Source organism: Bacillus sp. EKM501B (assembly GCF_011800505.1).
Taxonomy (GTDB): Bacteria; Bacillota; Bacilli; order Bacillales; family Bacillaceae_G; genus Bacillus_A; species Bacillus_A cereus.
The window spans coordinates 1-19102 of record NZ_JAALFZ010000021.1 but is presented as its reverse complement, the minus strand read 5'-3'; the positions used below and the strand labels follow the sequence as shown (position 1 = coordinate 19102).

Here is a 19102-nt window from a genome sequence, read left to right as displayed (position 1 = left end):
CCCCTATTTTAATATTCCATTCAAGAATTTAACATAAAATCTGGATGTAACAATATAAAATGCAATATTTCATATTATTTCTTCCTATAATTTGTACATATCGTGAACACATTGCTCTTTACCTCCCTAAAACAAATTGCATCCTTTCACATTATAAAAAGGTAATTTTTTGACAATTAAAAACTTAATTGTTATGATTATTATAATTGTTAACTTTATTAAATAAGGGTGGGATTCTATGATAAAAAAAGAAAACAGTGTATTTTATATCTCCTTCTTGCTAACAACATTATTCATTATATGGGGAATTACCCCAGCAAGTTGGATACAAGGCTACGATTTACAAAGTGTTACATCTTCTTTAAACTCATTTATCCTCAATAAATTTGGGTGGTTTTACTCTCTACTTATGACTACAATGATTATTTTGGCTGTTTATTTAGCATTTTCTAAGTACGGTTCTATTCGTCTTGGTAAAGATGGAGAAAAGCCAAAATATAATTATCCATCTTGGCTATCCATGTTGTTTGGGGCAGGAATGGGAATTGGACTCCTCTTTTATGGAATCGCTGAACCGATTTCACATTTTACAGATCCATTAACAGGAAAAGCGGGGACAGAGGAAAGTGCCAAACTCGCTATGCAATATTCATTTTTCCACTGGGGACTCTTTCCGTGGTCACTATACGCAATGGTCGCTTTAACAATTGCATATTTCACATTCCGCAAACAAAAAGGTAGCACTATCGGGGCTACAGTTACTCCATTATTTAATCGATCGAAAAATTCTCGTATCGGAAAAACAGTTGATATTCTAGCTGTTTTAGCCACAGTATTTGGCATTGTGCCATCTGTTGGGATTGGTGCTCAACAAATTGCTGGAGGATTAAGCTATTTATTCCCTTCCATTCATAACACTTTACTTACTCAGCTCGTACTTATAGCTATCTTCGCTGTTTTATATTTAACGAGTGCACAAACTGGCTTAGATCGTGGGATTAAATATTTGAGTAACTTGAATTTCTCTCTTGCAGGCATTTTACTCATCTCTTTCTTACTTTTAGGACCAACTGTATTTATTATGAAATATTTCACATCTACACTCGGTTCTTATATCGGCGCTTTACCTAGTATGGGATTAAATTTAGGAGCATTTAATGAAAAATCTTCTTCTTGGATTGAAAACTGGACTATTTTCTATTGGGGATGGTGGATTTCTTGGTCTCCATTCGTCGGTACATTCATCGCTCGTATTTCTAAAGGGCGCACAATAAAAGAATTTATTTTTGGAGTTGTATTAGTCCCGACTCTTATCTGTACATTTTGGTTTGCAGTATTTGGTGGTACCGCAATCCATATGGAAATGTTCCAATCGCTTGGAATAGCTGATGAAATTGCAAAAAATGGTACAGAGATTGGATTATTTGCTGTTATTTCACACCTACCATTCTCTACATTTTTAACGATTATCGGGTTGATTCTAGTAGCCACATTTTTCGTTACTTCTGCCGATTCAGCAACATTTGTCGTTTCCATGCAAACGAGTAACGGAAGCTTATCACCGAAAAATAGTTTAAAACTTATATGGGGATTAACAATCGCGATAATTGCCGCTATTTTATTACAAGCTGGAGGATTAAATGCACTACAAATCGCAGCTATAATTGCTGCGCTACCATTTTCTATTGTAGTCGTTCTTATGGTTACTTCACTCTTTAAAGAGCTACGAAAAGAAGATGTTAATTTGCAAACGAAAGAAGTGCCGAAAAAAATAAAAAAGGTTATGTAACGATTGGCGCCTCAAATCACTTCTAAATCCGTAATAAAACCCATTCATATGAAATATCATTTTCATATGAATGGGTTTTTCACTCTATTATATAGTGTTGTAAACATGCTTTTTCCTCAAAACCTACTTTCTTGTACAATTTCATCGCACGATCATTATTCGTATTCAAACATAGTACTATCTCTCTCATCCCTTGGAAGGAGAAAATATACTGAATTGCCCCTTGTAATATCCGCTCTCCGACACCTTTTCTTCTACTATTTTCAGCGGTTGCAATAAATTCAATATTCGCTTCATGAAACTCCGGATTTACTTCAACATATACATAACCTTCTAACTTACCATTCTTCATACTTACAAATAATTTATTCGTATCACTTAAACGTTCAATGATTTCATTTCCTTCATAATATGTATTAGGAAAAATATTATTATGTAAAACAATAAACTGCTCAAATACTTGTTGAGATGCTTCCTCTACTTGATTTATTGTACATTGCTCCACATTAGTTTTCTTTAAAATTAAAACGCTATGTTTCTCTTGTTTTTTAGCTTGTAAATATTTCATAAAGTCGATGCCATTACTATTTTTCACGTGATAAAATCCATGAAACTTTTGAATATGAAGTGGAATTTTCTCGATAAGTTTCTTCCACATACTTAAAGCAATCTCTCCCCAATTCGAAGCTATAATAAAAGGCCCCCAAATCTCCGCACTTTCGCTTACCTTATCTATATCAAATCCTAATACACCTACAATTTCATTATTATCATTATAAGAAACGACAAAAGACTTCTCCCACCCTATATCAGAAAAACCATGAAGAATAGCGTCCAATATTTCTTCATGATTTTCCCCGCAATAACCAACATGCTGCGTAATATCTTTATTCATCATCGAAATAAATTCTGTAGCTTCTTCGATCTTTGAAATAGAATTAATATGCATAACTTCCCCTCCTTTTCTAATACACTTAGACAATCACTAGTAATATCCTTCTCTAGTAAAAAAAGACATCATCATATGCATGTTTCTAATAAAACCGCCATGATAATGTCTTCTCAAAAAAGCAAAAATTAATTATATATAATAATAAGATTAAACGTTATTTATTTCTTAAATAATCTCTTTCTAAATACGAACATACTTAGTGCGGAAAGAACAAGTGTTATGCCAGAAAGTAAAGTCGAAGTGCTAGCTTCACCGCCTGTTGATGGTAAAAATTTCTTGCCTTCCTCTGGCTTATTAGTATGTTGTTTATTTAAAGTGTCTGCTTTTCTTCCCTCGTTTTCAACAACTTGATTATTCCCTTTTGGCTCTTGATCCAATCCTGTTGCTGATTCTTTTACTTCTTTCTTTGGTTCTTTCGCTTCTTCAACTTCTTTTGTTGGCTCTTTTTCTTCTTCTTTTGTACCTTCAACTTCTTTTACCGGCTCTTTCACTTCTTCTTTTGTTTCTTCAACTTCTTTTACCGGCTCTTTTTCTTCTTCTTTTGTACCTTCAACTTCTTTTACCGGCTCTTTTTCTTCTTCTTTTGTTTCTTCAACTTCTTTTACTGGTTCTTTCACTTCTTCTTTTTCAATTATATTTTGAATTACCGTTCCGTTAAACCTTATGCTAATTTCATCAGAATCTAAATCAAATTTATACACCTTTTCACCTGGGGTATTCCATTTTATTACTCCGTTATTAAACGTCCCTCCCTCACTTGCCAATTGAATATTTTCAATACTTTCTCCTTCTAAATCATATACAGGAACTTGAATTTCTTCGTTTATTTTTGCATTATTTAAAATGATATTTTGTCTTCCAACATCAATTGTAAACCACTGACCTAATTGTATTAACGGCCTTACATCACGAATCTCATTCCCAGCTAAATTTAAGCTAAATAAGTTTAGCATGGAACCAATAACCGTTACATCTTTAATATGATTGTCCGCAAGATTTAACCACTGTAAATTTTCCAATGAAGATAATGGTGTTATATCTTCAATTTGATTATGAGATACATTCACATTATTCAATTGTTTCAAGTTTGAGATGAACTCAATATTTTTCAGACCTACTCCTTCTAAAGTGAGTTTTTCTAAGTTCGTCATGTATTCTAAACCTGTTATATCTTTTATCTCATTTCCTTTTTCTTTAAGTATCTCTAATTTTTTAATCTGTAATAAATCTTCTTTTGTGATAAGAGCGTTTAAATTCTCTCTACCTAAATTCTCTTTATTAATATGTTGTTGTAAAGTTTTATCGAGAATTACATTTTGACTTTCTTTTTGTTTTTCAACTATATTCTGTATAACCGTACCATTAAATCTTATTTTACTTTCAGTAGAATTAGTATCTAGTTTAAATTCATATATTTTTTCTCCAGGACTATTCCATTTTATAAATCCGTTATTCAGAGTAGCCCCTTCACTTTGCAAATTAATATTTTGAAGTGGCTCTCCTTTAAGGTTGTATACTGGGATTTTTATTTCTTCATCTAAGCTTCCTTCATTTAAAAAGATTTTTTGTCTTTGAATATCAATTGAAATTCGCTTACCTAATTCCTCAACAGGCCTTACGTCAAAAATTTCATTTGCTCCAAGATTTATCTCATGTAAATTTGTTAAAGTGCTCAACGGCGATATATCAGAGATATAATTCTCTTCTAAATTCAGCACTTGTAAATTTCCTAATTGCGATAATGATGATATATCTTTTATTTCACTATCAGAAATTTCTAGTTCAATAAGATTACTCATTTTACTAATAGATTCAACATTATTAATTTTATTGTTCCCTATCCATAATAATTCCACATTATTTAATCGATCAATTCCCGTAAGATCACTGATTTGATTATTTGCTAAGTATAATTGTTTCATAGTTGATACTGTAAATAATGGCTGGATATCTTTAATGTTATTACCGATTAAATCTAATGTTTTAATTTTTTTCATTTTACTTAATGGTGTAAGATCAGAAATTTTATTATCTCTTAAAAAAAGCATATTAATATTCTCTAACTGCTCAATTGGGTGAATACTTTCAATTGAATTAGACGTTAAATCAACGTACTTCAAACCTCTCAACTTCGAGATGGCTGATATGTCTTTTACATTAGACTCTCGTAACGTCAACTTCTCTAAGTTTGTCATATACTCTAAACCAGTTATTTTATTTATTCCTTTACCTGAATAAATGGATAACGTTTTAATTTGTAATAAATCTTTCTTTGTGATTGGCGCATCTACATTATCTCTATTTAAGTTATATTTATTAATATATTTTTGTAATTGCTTATCTAATATTACATTTCCGTTTTCATCTTGTTGCTCCTCTTTATTTTCCTTTTGTTTTTCTGGAACATTGTTCTCTAAATTCAATGTATTTACTTCAAACTGTACTTGGTACTTATTATCATAGGCCATTGTTGGAATATAAATATGCATTCGCATATTATACCTTTTTCCTAATTCCCCTACTTCAAACTGAATCACTTTCGTTCCATTTTTCTTTTTATCTTCTGATATTACTTTCACATCATGAAACACACCTGGAGTATGAATATCCTCTGTTTTCAAGTATTGAAAGAAATCACTATCACTTAATGTTGCTGTTACAATTTTCTTTCCATTCTCAATTGTTAATTTCGGATCCTTTATATAAACAGCTGCCATAGACTCTTCATTCGTTTTATCTTTATACGCTTTAATAACAGCATCATATGTACCATCTTCTAAACCTTGTCCAGTTTTATTCGCCTCAATTGCTACTGCCGCTAAAGCAGGTGTTGAATAAACAGCAAACGGAAGTGATAACGCTGCCGCTATAATCATTGCATTTATACGTTTTCTTTTATTTTGTTTCAACTTTACATCTCCTCCGAAATATATAATTCGAAATGTAATCATTTCTCGAATAAATGATAATGATTTTCATTATCATTGTCAACTAGGAAAATAAAAAGTTTACAAAAAAAGAACCTCTTTAAAAGAGGTTATGCCATTTTCTCACCTGATTCTTCTCTAAAAAAGCTTTTCATCGCATGAAATACGTCTGCTTTTTGCTTTAAAATATAGTATCTAAAGTTTTCATCTTTAATATTTTTATAGGCTGACATGAGTGTACTATGGCGGTTGTACTGATTCACTTCCCCATACCCAAACATATTACACTTCTTCATTAGCTCTTCAACAAGTTTTACACATCTAGCATTATCTGATGTTAAATTATCACCATCTGAAAAATGGAATGGATAAATATTATAGCGGTCTGGTGAATATTTATTATCGATAAGTTCGAGTGCTTTTTTGTATACAGAAGAACAAATCGTTCCGCCACTTTCTCCTTTTGAGAAAAACTCTTCCTCTGGAACTACTTTTGCCTCCGTATGATGGGCAATAAATTCAATATCTACTGTTTCATACTTTGTGCGTAAAAATCTTGTCATCCAGAAAAAGAAGCTACGTGCCATATATTTCTCCCATATTCCCATCGATCCACTCGTATCCATCATCGCTAATACAACAGCTTTTGAATCTGGCTTTAATACTTCATTCCAAGTGCGGAACTTTAAGTCTTCTTGGTGAATTGGATGAAAAGATGCTTTACCACTCATTGCATTTCGTTTATATGCGGATATCATTGTTCTTTTCTTATCGATATTTCCCCATAATCCTGTTTTTCTAATGTCATTAAATTCAACATGTTCAATCCGGTTTTCATCCATTTCTTTTCTCTTTAAATTAGGCAGTTCTAACTCTCTGAAAAACGCTTGCTCTAATTCTAAAATAGAGACTTCAGCTTCATAGTAATCTTCCCCAGCTGCATCTCCTGCTCCTTGCCCTTTTCCTGGCCCTTTTTGTTTTTGACCACCTGATCCATCTCTCGCAACGACATCACCAACTTTGCTGTCACCGTTTCCTTGCCCAACATGTTTATTTTTATCATAATTGTATCTAATCTTATATTCATCTAGAGAACGAATTGGTATTTTTACAACATCCTTGCCATTAGACATAACTATACTTTCTTCTGTTACAAGATCGGGTAAATTATTCTTAATTGCCTCTTGTACTTTTTCTTGATGGCGCTGTTGGTCGTCATATCCTTTGCGATGGAGGGACCAGTTTTCCTGTGAAATCGTATAATTTGGTTGATTTTCTTCGCCCATTCCTTTCCCTCCTTACTGTAATTGTCTTCCTGTATGAACAGCAATCTATAAATTTTGTTCTGTAATGTGCAAGCTAGAATGTTTGAAAGGTAACTGCCCACAGAAAATCATCCCATAAACATTTATAACGTTTTTCATACAATACCCCGAGCATCCTAAACAAAATTTTGCCACTCACATAATAGAAAGAAATATTCAGCCACTGATAAGAAAGAAACACAATGCATTGTTGCACATATTTTTACTTTGCAACATATTGTATTGTGTTGGCTTTTTTCGTATGAATGGTTGGTTACTCTATCATATGCATATTGTAAAAATAATTGACAATAAATTCATAAAATTGCATCTTAATTTATTACATTTGGACAAGGTATGACACTTTATACACATATGAACGGATAATAAAACGCTGTCCCGCAAAATACAAGAGACAGCGTTTTGTTATCAAACTATCTGTTTAACAAGCTACCTACATAGCGTAGTAATTCATTTGCTGAAGAAGAATTATAGCCATGCTCATCAATTAAACGCGCAACAACATCATTGATTTTCTTAAGCTGATTTTCGTCCGGCGTTTTCGTTGACGTTGTAATTTTCACTATATCTTTTAAATCAGCAAATAGTTTTTTCTGAATCGCTTCACGAAGACGTTCATGTGAATTATAATCAAAGCGTTTTCCTTTACGGGCATAAGCAGAAATGCGAATTAAAATCTCTTCACGGAACGCTTTCTTAGCATTTTCTGAAATTCCAATTTGCTCTTCAATTGAGCGCATTAATTTTTCATCTGGACTCATTTCTTCTCCTGTTAACGGATCACGTAATTTCGATTTATTGCAGTACGCCTCGACGTTATCTAAGTAATTATCCATAAGCGTCTTAGCTGATTCTTCATATGAATAAACAAACGCTTTTTGTACTTCTTTCTTCGCGATTTCATCGTATTCTTTTCTCGCTAATGAGATGAAGTTCATGTAACGTTCACGGTCTTCATTACTAATGGATGGATGCTGATCTAGCCCATCTTTTAAAGATCTAAGTACATCTAACGCGTTAATAGATGGTACCTCTTTTCGAATGATTGTAGACGAAATTCGGTTAATGACATAACGAGGATCAATACCCTTCATACCTTCATCTTGATATTCGCGTTGTAATTCTTCTACATCAATCGCATTATAACCTTCTACCGTTTCTCCATCATACAAACGCATCTTTTTAATTAAATCAATATCCGGACGCTTCGGATCTTTTAAACGAGTTAAAATGGTGAACATTGCTGCAACGCGAAGTGTGTGTGGTGCAATGTGAACATTCGATACATCACTTTCACGAATCATTTTTTCATAAATATGTTCTTCTTCACTTACTCGTAAATTATAAGGAACTGGCATTACAATAATTCTTGAGTGCAATGCTTCATTTTTCTTATTTGCTATAAATGAGCGATACTCTGTTTCATTCGTATGCGCTACAATTAATTCATCTGCTGAAATAAGCGCAAATCTTCCCGCTTTGAAATTCCCTTCTTGCGTAAGCGATAATAAGTGCCATAAAAACTTCTCATCGCATTTTAACATCTCTTGGAACTCCATCATTCCTCGGTTTGCCTTATTTAATTCTCCATCAAATCGATACGCACGCGGATCTGATTCTGAACCATATTCTGCAATCGTAGAAAAGTCCAGACTACCTGTTAAATCTGCAATATCTTGTGATTTTGGATCAGACGGGCTAAATGTACCAATCCCTGTACGACGATCTTCAGAGAAGAAAATACGCTCTACAACTACATCCTCAATTCTTGATCCGTATTCTTGCTCTAAACGCATGACATTTAGTGGTGATAAATTCCCTTCAATTCTAACCCCATACTCATCAAAGAAATCATCTCGTAAATGATGTGGAATTAAATGCAGTGGATCCTCGTGCATTGGGCATCCTTTAATTGCAAAAATTGCTCCGCGATCTGTTCTTGAATATGTTTCTAATCCTCGTTTCAACATTGTAACTAACGTTGATTTCCCTCCACTAACAGGACCCATTAATAATAAAATTCTTTTTCTAACATCTAATCGTTTTGCAGATGGATGAAAATATTCCTCTACAAGACGTTCTAGAGCATCCTCTAATCCAAAGAGCTGATTACTAAAGAAGTTATACTTTCTTCTACCATCGACTTCTTCAATTCCAGCATCTTTTATCATATTGTAAATGCGAGAGTGTGCTGTTTGAGCCACCCATGGTCTTTCTTTCACAAGCTCCAAATACTCCGCAAACGTACCTTCCCATTGTAAACGCTCTTCTGCTGCTCGATGCTGTTCAATCTTTTTTAGAATATCCATTATAGCTCCTCCCCCATCTCCTTGTTCAATCGGATTATTATAAAAGGTATGCTAGGATGTCCTTAAACATTCTTTAAATCAAAACGAAATATATAATAGCACACTAAAATTCTCTCCAAAATTCAAAGAAAATTCTGTATAATATAGGTATTAACGTTTTTACACTGCTATTCATTATAAATAAATTCTTTTCTTCTAAGAACCTTACATACATTTTGGGTAATAAATAAAACTCATGAACCGAAAAAAGTAAGGAGGATATTAGTATGAAATTATTATTAATTTTAGGTGTATCACTCACATTTCTTACAGCTATTTTTACATCCGGTTACAATGACAAACCAGGTACACATAAAAAATGATGTGCTTTTAGCACATCATTTTTTATTTATAATACATATTTTCCATATCATATTTGGATAGTGGTCGGCTATAATAATAACCTTGTACAAGCTTCACATTCTTTTCTTTCAAAAACTGTATTTGCTCCTTTTTTTCTACTCCTTCTGCAATTACATTCAATTCTAAAGTATGAGCTAAATGAATAATTGCAGCTGTAATATTCGTATCACGTTCATCTATATGTATACCTTCCATAAAAGAACGATCAATTTTTAAAGTATCAATTGGATATGTTTTTAAATAACTTAAAGATGAATAGCCTGTTCCAAAATCATCTAAATGAATCTTTAAATTTTGCTCTTTTAATTGTAGTAACACTCTCTTCGATATATCTTTATGTATAAGAGCTCCTTCTGTAACCTCTATCGCTAATAAATGAGTTGGTACATTGTACTTATTTAAAGCCCTTGTAATCATCTCTATTAATGTAATAGAACGAAAGTGTCTAGCTGAAATATTAACTGCAATTGGGACCACATCATACCCTTTATTTAACCATTCGCGCAATTGCTGACACACTTGATTTACTACCCATTCATCCAGCTTAATAATAAATCCTGTTCTTTCTGCCAACGGGATAAATTGGTTTGGAGAAACAAATCCTAATTCCTTATTCTCCCACCTTATTAAAGCTTCCATACTAGCTATTTTTTTCGTTTCAATATTAATTTGTGGCTGATAATATAAGAAAAATTCATTTTTTTCTATAGCACGATGTAACTGGTTTTCTATTATAAACCTTTGTTCACGCTCACAGTCTAATCCACTACAATAAAAATGATAATGTCCTTTTCCTTTTTCTTTTGCTTTTTCTAAAGCAGCATCGACTCTCTGAAATAGTATTTTTTCATCTTCTCCATCTGTTGGAGCCATTACAATTCCAATTGACGCGCTTAAATATACATCTTCTTCTTCGATTACAAAATATTCACTAATGTTTTTTAATATGCTTTTTGCAACTTCCTCTACATATTCTTTCGTTATATTTTCTATCAACATAACAAATTGATCATCGTGTTCTCTAAATAAGTGCATATCTTCTATTTTTAGATTACTTAAACATTCTGTAACTTTTTGTAATACTTTATCTCCCTCTTTATGACCAAATGTATCATTAATACGATGAAACTCATCTAAATCTATAAATACAAGTGCAAAATTTACACTCTCATTTAAAAAAGTATTTAACTTATTTGTACATGAAATTCTATTCATTAATCCCGTTAACTGGTCATAGTAAGCTAAATATTCTGTTCGCATTTCGTTTAATACTTGCCTTGTAACATCTCTCGTAACAATATAAATCCCAACAATTTCACCGTTCACAATAATCGGGATAGTTCTCAAAGAAATATATAGCTCGTACCCTTCTTTATGAACATATTTCTTTGAAACAATTTGTTTTGCTTTTCCTTGCATCGATCCCTTAAATATAATTTGAAAATCTTTTTCATATTCTTTATTAATGAATTCAAAAATAAATTTATTATTTAATTCCTCATACCGATATCCAAATATTTCATACGTTGCCGGATTTGCATATGTAACTCTCCCTATAGAATCTATAGATATAATTGAGTCATTATTATATTCCAGTAACGACTTAAATAACATTTGTTTTTCCTCTATCTCTGTCTTCTCCTCAATTTGAGCTGTAATATCTCTTGTAATACAAATAACAAATTGACATATTCCTTCTTCGTCGCAGACAGGATTAAGTGAAGATTCATAGTGTATCTCACCTTTTGGTAAATTGACTACATCACAAAAGGTGTGTGCTTTCGCTTCTCTCACTACTTTTGCATATTGCCTTTGCAATATCCCCGCTATATCTTTTGGTAATACTTCTGCAAAGGTTTTTCCATAGCACTCTTCGCTTAACCTAGCATAATCCATTCCTATTTTATTCACATACATATATTGAAACGTTTCATTATCAATAACTTTCAATATGAATACTAAATCTTGAATAGCATGTAATAATCCTTGTCTAATTAAATCCATATCTATCATACTTAAAAAGGTATTTTGATTACTATATTCTTCCTTCATATTTATCTCAACCCGTCTTATCTATTTTTAATCATATATCCCATTCTATATGATTATGTCCTCTCTTTTAAATGTATGATTATATATTATTTTTATTTTATAAAAAAAAGTCGCCATATGGCGACTTTTAATAAACGATTTCTAAATCTAATCCAGGGTAATTTTGTTGACGGAACGCTTCATAAATTAAAATTGCTGCTGTATTAGATAAATTTAATGAACGTACTTTATCTGTCATTGGAATACGTAAACAATGATCAAAGTTTTCTTCGATTACATTAGCTGGTAAGCCGTTTGTTTCTCTTCCAAATACAAAATAGTAATCCTTCTCGCGCTTGCTATAGTCAAACGCTGTATGAGCTTTCTCGCCATACTTTGTTAAATAGAAGAATTCACCGTCTTTATTTTTTTCATAAAATTCTTCAATTGAATCATAGTACGTAATTTTTACGTGCTGCCAATAATCTAATCCTGCACGCTTTAACATTTTATCATCCGTTGAAAATCCAAGCGGTCTAATCAAATGTAATTCTGTTCCAGTTGCTGCACAAGTACGAGCAATATTCCCTGTATTTGCTGGAATTTCTGGCTGATATAAAACAACATGTACTCCCACGCGATATTCACCTCTGTTTTTTGTCTACTACGTATTATACCACTTGAGCGAAAAATCTCTACCCATTAATAATATGAAAGAATTTATATTTCATTTGTGGTGTATATTTACTAGAGTCTTCATAGTTCCAATAACGTCGACGGCTATTCGCTGAATGTGCATTTACAAGCGGCATACCATCTGCATCTTTTGCTACTACAATCGTCGTATGATTCCATCTTCCGTCATCCTCGAAATCATAAGCAATGACATCTCCAAGAATAAGTTCTTCTGGCCTCTCTACCGCCTCTGCTCGAAGTCCTGTTGTAGCACCTGACAAATACCAATAAAAAGAATGTGCAACAGCCCAGCTCCAGCTCCACTGATTCTCCCTTTGCCACCATCCTTTACGAATATTAGGATATCCGCTCATAGGTACTTCTCCAGTATGAAGACATTGAGAAATGAAATTCGTACAATTATCAGGGAAATTACGATACATAGGATTTCGGTCATCCCACCAACGCTCTGCATATTTCACTGCCTCTAAACGATTATACTGATAAGAACCGTACTTCTCTTTCGTAATTTCCCTTTCTAATGTCTCACCCATTCTAATTTCTTCTGACACTTCAATAGCATAATCGCCTATAATCCGACTATTATTTAAACAAACTCTTCGTTTTAATTGTTCCTCTTCAATATAAAATAATTCTTTATGCTTAATTAAATATTTAAAATGTATTTGATAATCAATTTCTTGATGGTCATTACTATTTAATTGTCTAATGAAAGAAACATCCGCAGTTGCTTTCACTATATGTGCACTACGTCTTTGAAACAATTGTTTCTTTCTCAGTGCCATTTGTAGTAAATCCTCAGCAATACCATCCACATTCGTTCTTTTCTCCGTTATATATGCTAAAAATTGTTGTACTTGGTTTTCAATCTTCGTTTTTACAACCATTCTGTCTCCCTCCCATATTACAATATGAAAAAGGGAAATATTATCTACTCTTTTTTCTGTGCTAACAATTCAAGCCCGCGATTCATTTCATGAAGCACTTCTTCATCTTTCTCACGTTCCATCGCTTTCTCAATCGCTTCGCCTACTCCATCTCCGCCAATTTTCCCAAGTGCCCATGCTGCCGTTCCGCGTAGTACTGGTCTTGGGTCATCTTTCATAACACCAATTAAATCAGGAATTGCCGATGTTTCTTTAAAATGTGCTAATGCTAAAATCGCATTTCTTTGCAGTGGCTTTTTCCCTCTCCATGACCCTGACATAATCCCATATTTCTCTTTAAAATCACGATTACTAATTGTTAAAAGTGGCGTTAATAATGGTTTAACTAGCTCAGGATCCGGCTCCATCTCAGGATGATTATGAAAATCCATTCCTTTGTTTTTCGGGCAAACAGTCTGACACGTATCACATCCATATATACGATTTCCTATTTTATCGCGATATTCTTCAGGTAGGAATCCTTTCGTCTGTGTTAAAAACGCAATGCACTTCTTCGAATCTAACTGTCCCCCCTGTATTAAAGCACCGGTAGGACAAATATCGATACATTTCGTACAGCCCCCGCATTGATCTTCTATCGGCTTATCTGGCGGGAATGGAACATTTGTAATCATTTCCCCTAAGTATACGTACGAACCAAATTCAGGTGTAATAATAGAGCAGTTTTTACCGCTCCATCCAATGCCTGCACGCTCTGATACAGCTCGATCACTTAATTCACCTGTATCAACCATGGACTTCACTTCTATATCCGGAAGTTTTTCAATTAAATATGCTTCTAATTTTTGCAAACGATCTCGTAAAACAAGATGATAATCTTGTCCCCAAGAAGCACGACAAAAAATCCCACGGCGTTCTCCACGCTTACTTAATGGTGCATTTTTTAATTTTGAAGGATATGCTAAAGCAATCGCAATAATTGATTTAGCACCCGGTAATAACAGTTGCGGATTCGTTCTCTTCTCTATATCAGGCTCTTCAAATCCAGATTGATAATTTAATTGTTGTTGCTGGATTAAGCGCTGCTTTAATTCCTCAAAAGGAGAAGCACTCGCAAAGCCTATTTTATCTATGCCAATTGTTTTACTATACGCAATTACATCTTGCTTTAATTGTTCAAAATCCACTCTTAATCGCCTCCTCAGATGAATCCATCCCTTATGTAACGACTCTATTGGTTAGTAATTCACTTTTGGAATACTATTATTTACTTCTATTTTCGCATGTAATTAGGTTTTTCAAACATTAAAAAACGCAATGCCTCGTTTATCTCGGAAACGAAACACTGCGTTGATCACAATTTATAGAAAAACATTTAATAAAATTTGGAGCGGGTGAAGAGAATCGAACTCTCGACCAGAGCTTGGAAGGCTCTTGTTTTACCACTAAACTACACCCGCAAATATGAATTACATATAAGATATTAGAATAACTTATGTAAAGTAGTATAGCATGTAAAAAAAGTAGAGGCAAGAATTTTATCGAAAAAAGTCGAAAAAGTGATGAGAGACCTCATCACTTTTTCAATTCTTTATCAATTGCCTTCTTCATACTATCGAAATCAGGGTTTGCAAGATTTCCGTTTACATATACAGAAGGAGCACCTTGAACTTTTAATTTTTGAGCACGATCTGAATCTTTACGTACTTTTTCTTTAATGTCTTTACTGTGTAAATCTTTCTTAAATTGCTCTACATCAACTTTTGGAAGTTTCTCTTTCACAATGCTAAGAAGCAAATCTTCTGTAATCCATTCTTCCGTATCTTTCTTTTGATTTTGATAAATCTCATCATAGAAAATCCAGAATGAATCTTTATCTTGTTTATAAATTGCTTCACCAGCTGCTGCACCTAAATCCGAGTCTTTTCCGATAAATGGGAAGTTAATAAAATATAACTGCACTTTGCCTTTATCAATATACTCTTCTTTTAATCGAGGTAATACTGTTACATCCCAAGTACGACAAGCAGGACATTTAAAGTCTCCAAATTCAACTACCTTAACTGGAGCATCATCTTTCCCTAAAGATTGTTGCGTAGAATAAGCAAACATCTCATTCCCTTTATCTTTTTTGTCATTTATGATGCTATACGCAATTGTTCCAATTACAATCAATACTGCGATAGAAAAAACTATACCAAGAGCCATGAGTTTATTTGATTTCATATACATTCCTCTTTAAATTCATATTCTGTATACAGCATTGTACACAATACACATAATATCAACACTTATATACGTCACGCAATGAACACGCTCACATAAATTACAAAAACACAATAATTGTGACGATATTGTGTCACAATTTGTCACAATTTATTCAAAAAAAGAAGCTCCTCTGTAGGAACTTCTCTTAACTTACTGCTTTTTTACGCGCGCTATTTAACATCGACTGCTCTATTTTTATATCATGACGAATTACTAATTTCTCACTAACTGCTTGAACATACTCATCATGGCTTATATAGCCTTCTTTCTCCATTAGTCTCAAAACGACATTTCGTCTCTCTACTGCTTTATCATAGTTTTGGGCAGGTGAGTAATAAGCAGGTGCTTTTACTACAGCAGCCATCATTGCACTTTCAGCCAACGTTAATTGGTTCACCTTTTTACCGAAGTAAAGGTTTGCTGCTTTTTCAATTCCCCATGCTCCTTCTCCATAATAAATATTACTTACATATAATTTTAAAATTTCATCCTTCGTAAATGTGCGTTCAATTTTTTTCGTATAAAAAATCTCTTTCCACTTACGAGAAAATGTACGTTCATTTGTTAAAAAGGCATTTTTAGATAGCTGTTGTGTAATCGTACTTCCTCCTTGCACGACACCACCAGCCTTTATATTCTCAACTGAGGCCCTAATAATTGCTATATAATCTAAACCGTTATGATGATAAAATCTTTTATCTTCTGTCGCAATAAATGCATGTGTTAATGATTCTGGCACCTCTAACTTAGCCGGTACATGTAATTTACTAATATCACTTTTCTCAATCATTACATTTCCAACGAATAATAACGTACAACTTAACAATAATAATAATATAATGGCTTTATAAAAAAGTTTAGTCATTGGATTTAATGCAACTTTTTGATGATAGTTCACCCTAGATAATACTCGTTCTTTCATCTTGAACACCTCTTTTCCACACAGCATATAACTCTTACTTTAAGAATACATTGTTGTAAAAAAATATCCCATCGATTTCTCTTACACGTACCTTACATCATTGTAAGGTATAAAGTGAAGCTTTAATGACCCCTCATCAATCAGGCTTACTGCCCAGCAAATAGTGGGATAAAAAAGTATTGTATCACAGTATTTTTTTATCTACTATTCATCTGAAATATTGAATATAGGTTATGTTAAAGCACGAATAACCAATAAAAGAGAAACCCTTAAGACTATTATATTTTCACTTTACACTTTAATTATATCATCTACAAATATATATACTTTTGACTATCTAGTAATCTAAATGTATATAACATATAGATTTATTATACAGAACAAACGTTCTGCAAATCAATACTAGTGCTATTATTATTTTGACCTTTTTCTTAAACAGTATACAAAAAAGAGTAGTGATTCGAATGTATCTCAAATCGGCTACTCTTTTCTTTACAATCTTCCTATTAAATTATACGGCTGTACTTCCCACGTTTCATACGGAATAAAATGTGTTGCTCTCATTGCATCAAGCGTTCTGGATTTCATATGAGGACGCGTTATATACTCATCTATGTTCTCTTCATTTAAATCAACAAATTTAGCCTCTTGTATCTCTTCAGGTTGAGTTTTTATTTCACCACTTATATATGCTACTTTAAAAACAACAGCTAGAATATGCATAGAGGTATTATAATAAACCCCTGTAATTCCGATAGGCTTCACCGTTAACCCTGTTTCCTCTTTTATTTCCCTACAGACAGCTTGATCGAGCGCTTCGCCTTCTTCTACCTGTCCTCCTGGCAACTCCCACGTATCAGCTCGCCAGTGCACTTTTGTTAATAACACTTCATTTTTTTCATTTGTTAAATAACCTGCTACAGCAACTATATGCTTTGGTGTCTTATGTTCCATATTAAGCCTCCTAGAGATAATGAATATTTTATATATCCCTATAATCATATTCACTACCTACAACAAAATACCTTTAATACTTCATCACCTTAATTAACTTTATAAAAAAGACCCTATCCGCTAAGCGAAAAGGGTCATCTATCGTATTACTCTCCTAAGTCTACGTTGTGATAAACTTGTTGAACATCTTCCAAATCTTCTAATGCATCAACCATTTTCTCAAATTGTGCTTGAGCATCTTCAGGAAGTGTTACATCACTTTGTGCAAGCATTGTTAATTCTGCAACTGTAAACTCCTCAACGCCAGCACCTTTAAGTGCAGATTGTACTGCATGGAATTGATCTGGTTCAGCATACACGATAACAGAATCTTCTTCTTCTAGAATGTCACGTGCATCTACATCTGCTTCCATTAAAATTTCAAGAACTTCATCTGATGTTTTACCTTCAAGGCCGATAACAGCTGTCGCATCAAACATGTAAGCTACAGAACCGTTCACACCCATATTACCACTGTTTTTGCTAAATGCAGCTCGTACATCTGCTGCAGTACGGTTTACGTTATTTGTAAGTGTATCTACAATAACCATAGCTCCATTTGGTCCGAATCCTTCATAACGAAGCTCGTCATAATTTTCTTCTGAACCGCCTTTTGCTTTTTCAACTGCACGATCAATAATTGTTCTTGGAACATTGTATGTTTTCGCACGCTCTAATACAACTCTTAGCGCTTGGTTTGATTCTGGATCTGGCTCGCCTTGTTTTGCTGCCACATAAATTTCACGCCCAAATTTCGCGTATATACGGCTTGTATTTGCATCTTTTGATGCTTTTTTGTCTTTAATATTGTTCCATTTACGGCCCATACTTTCCACTCTCTTTCCCGTTTTAAATCTACATAAAAATATTAATATGAAATATAATGTGTGTTCAACACATTTTTAAAAGAAATATAAAAAGTTCATTTTTGATTCATATTACAGACATAATATAAATCACTATCATTTTGTTCTTTCGACAAGTTATATTATACATGAATTCCTACGTTTATTACGAATTTTAGAAGCACCTAGTATAATTTAACAAAAAGAAGTTTTTAGAGATTACAAACTTAACCGTTGATAATGTACTAATATCTACTGGTGGTATCGGATTTAACTTCATGTCACCGGGGTGGAGAAATTCTCTCTAGAGTACTCGAAAGAAATATTGTATATACAATATTTTTTCTGCTTATTTTGTCATGTAATGAAAAGAAAACAAAAAAGCTCTATACTAATTGTATAGAGCTTTTTTACGCCGTTCATGATACCGATGGTCGGGGTCGAACCGACACTCCCGAAGGAACACGATTTTGAGTCGTGCGCGTCTGCCAATTCCGCCACATCGGCACAAAATAAAAGGCGGCAACCGGATTTGAACCGGTGATAAAGGTTTTGCAGACCTCTGCCTTACCACTTGGCTATGCCGCCATATTAAATTTTATTGGAGCGGAAGACGGGATTCGAACCCGCGACCCCAACCTTGGCAAGGTTGTATTCTACCACTGAACTACTTCCGCAAAAATGGCTGGGCTAGCTGGATTCGAACCAGCGCATGACGGAGTCAAAGTCCGTTGCCTTACCGCTTGGCTATAGCCC

At 33.5% G+C, this 19102-nt stretch carries 13 protein-coding genes, 4 tRNA genes and 1 pseudogene; 2 read left to right on the top strand and 16 right to left on the bottom strand.

Annotated elements, in window-relative coordinates; translation table 11 throughout:
• The first annotated feature begins 238 nt into the window (after nt 1-238).
• Complete coding sequence (opuD, locus tag HFD78_RS24875; RefSeq protein WP_000591579.1) at nt 239-1789, top strand: glycine betaine transporter OpuD; 1551 nt, start codon at nt 239-241, stop codon at nt 1787-1789.
• 79 nt (nt 1790-1868) lie between these two features.
• Here opuD and HFD78_RS24870 read toward each other — a convergent pair whose 3' ends face one another.
• The 13 genes from HFD78_RS24870 to HFD78_RS24810 form a co-directional block, all read right to left on the bottom strand.
• Nucleotides 1869-2738, bottom strand: a complete 870-nt coding sequence (locus tag HFD78_RS24870; RefSeq protein ID WP_000547924.1) for a GNAT family N-acetyltransferase — start codon at nt 2736-2738, stop codon at nt 1869-1871.
• A 161-nt stretch (nt 2739-2899) separates the two neighbouring features.
• Entirely contained in the window at nt 2900-5650 is a 2751-nt protein-coding gene (locus HFD78_RS24865) for a leucine-rich repeat domain-containing protein (protein ID WP_098023251.1), read from the bottom strand.
• A 128-nt stretch (nt 5651-5778) separates the two neighbouring features.
• A complete protein-coding gene (gene yhbH, locus HFD78_RS24860; protein WP_000503518.1) occupies nt 5779-6954 on the bottom strand; it encodes a sporulation protein YhbH in 1176 nt (391 codons plus the stop codon).
• Between the two features lie 452 nt (nt 6955-7406).
• Nucleotides 7407-9302: a PrkA family serine protein kinase gene (locus HFD78_RS24855; RefSeq protein ID WP_000353273.1), complete on the bottom strand. Its 1896-nt coding sequence runs from the start codon at nt 9300-9302 to the stop codon at nt 7407-7409.
• A 384-nt stretch (nt 9303-9686) separates the two neighbouring features.
• On the bottom strand, nt 9687-11756 hold the full coding sequence (locus HFD78_RS24850; RefSeq protein WP_000657169.1) for a sensor domain-containing protein: 2070 nt from the start codon (nt 11754-11756) through the stop codon (nt 9687-9689).
• A gap of 127 nt (nt 11757-11883) precedes the next feature.
• Complete coding sequence (gene trmL, locus HFD78_RS24845) at nt 11884-12372, bottom strand: tRNA (uridine(34)/cytosine(34)/5-carboxymethylaminomethyluridine(34)-2'-O)-methyltransferase TrmL (protein WP_000538147.1); 489 nt, start codon at nt 12370-12372, stop codon at nt 11884-11886.
• A gap of 58 nt (nt 12373-12430) precedes the next feature.
• Nucleotides 12431-13318 (bottom strand): amidase domain-containing protein, encoded by an 888-nt coding sequence (locus tag HFD78_RS24840; RefSeq protein WP_000260592.1) that lies wholly within the window; start codon nt 13316-13318, stop codon nt 12431-12433.
• A 44-nt stretch (nt 13319-13362) separates the two neighbouring features.
• Complete coding sequence (queG, locus tag HFD78_RS24835) at nt 13363-14505, bottom strand: tRNA epoxyqueuosine(34) reductase QueG (RefSeq protein ID WP_000345216.1); 1143 nt, start codon at nt 14503-14505, stop codon at nt 13363-13365.
• Nucleotides 14506-14704: 199 nt separating this feature from the next.
• Nucleotides 14705-14778 (bottom strand) — tRNA-Gly (locus tag HFD78_RS24830).
• A 115-nt stretch (nt 14779-14893) separates the two neighbouring features.
• On the bottom strand, nt 14894-15544 hold the full coding sequence (locus HFD78_RS24825) for a DsbA family protein (RefSeq protein WP_000841306.1): 651 nt from the start codon (nt 15542-15544) through the stop codon (nt 14894-14896).
• A 187-nt stretch (nt 15545-15731) separates the two neighbouring features.
• The gene (locus HFD78_RS24820) at nt 15732-16508 is read right to left on the bottom strand and encodes a transglycosylase domain-containing protein (RefSeq protein WP_000664720.1); all 777 of its coding nucleotides are present in this window, start codon (nt 16506-16508) and stop codon (nt 15732-15734) included.
• A 492-nt stretch (nt 16509-17000) separates the two neighbouring features.
• Entirely contained in the window at nt 17001-17462 is a 462-nt protein-coding gene (locus HFD78_RS24815) for an NUDIX hydrolase (protein WP_000400456.1), read from the bottom strand.
• Nucleotides 17463-17608: 146 nt separating this feature from the next.
• Complete coding sequence (locus HFD78_RS24810) at nt 17609-18328, bottom strand: YebC/PmpR family DNA-binding transcriptional regulator (protein WP_000532952.1); 720 nt, start codon at nt 18326-18328, stop codon at nt 17609-17611.
• A 218-nt stretch (nt 18329-18546) separates the two neighbouring features.
• Between HFD78_RS24810 and HFD78_RS24805 the strand changes: the two are divergent.
• Nucleotides 18547-18654, top strand: a pseudogene (locus HFD78_RS24805) (DUF3884 family protein); the annotation flags it as partial.
• 117 nt (nt 18655-18771) lie between these two features.
• Here HFD78_RS24805 and HFD78_RS24800 read toward each other — a convergent pair.
• From HFD78_RS24800 to HFD78_RS24790, 3 genes are all read right to left on the bottom strand, one after another.
• Nucleotides 18772-18853, bottom strand: a tRNA-Leu gene (locus HFD78_RS24800).
• A gap of 10 nt (nt 18854-18863) precedes the next feature.
• Nucleotides 18864-18934, bottom strand: a tRNA-Cys gene (locus HFD78_RS24795).
• A 14-nt stretch (nt 18935-18948) separates the two neighbouring features.
• Nucleotides 18949-19023: transfer RNA gene (locus HFD78_RS24790), tRNA-Gly, on the bottom strand.
• Between the last annotated feature and the right edge of the window lie 79 nt (nt 19024-19102).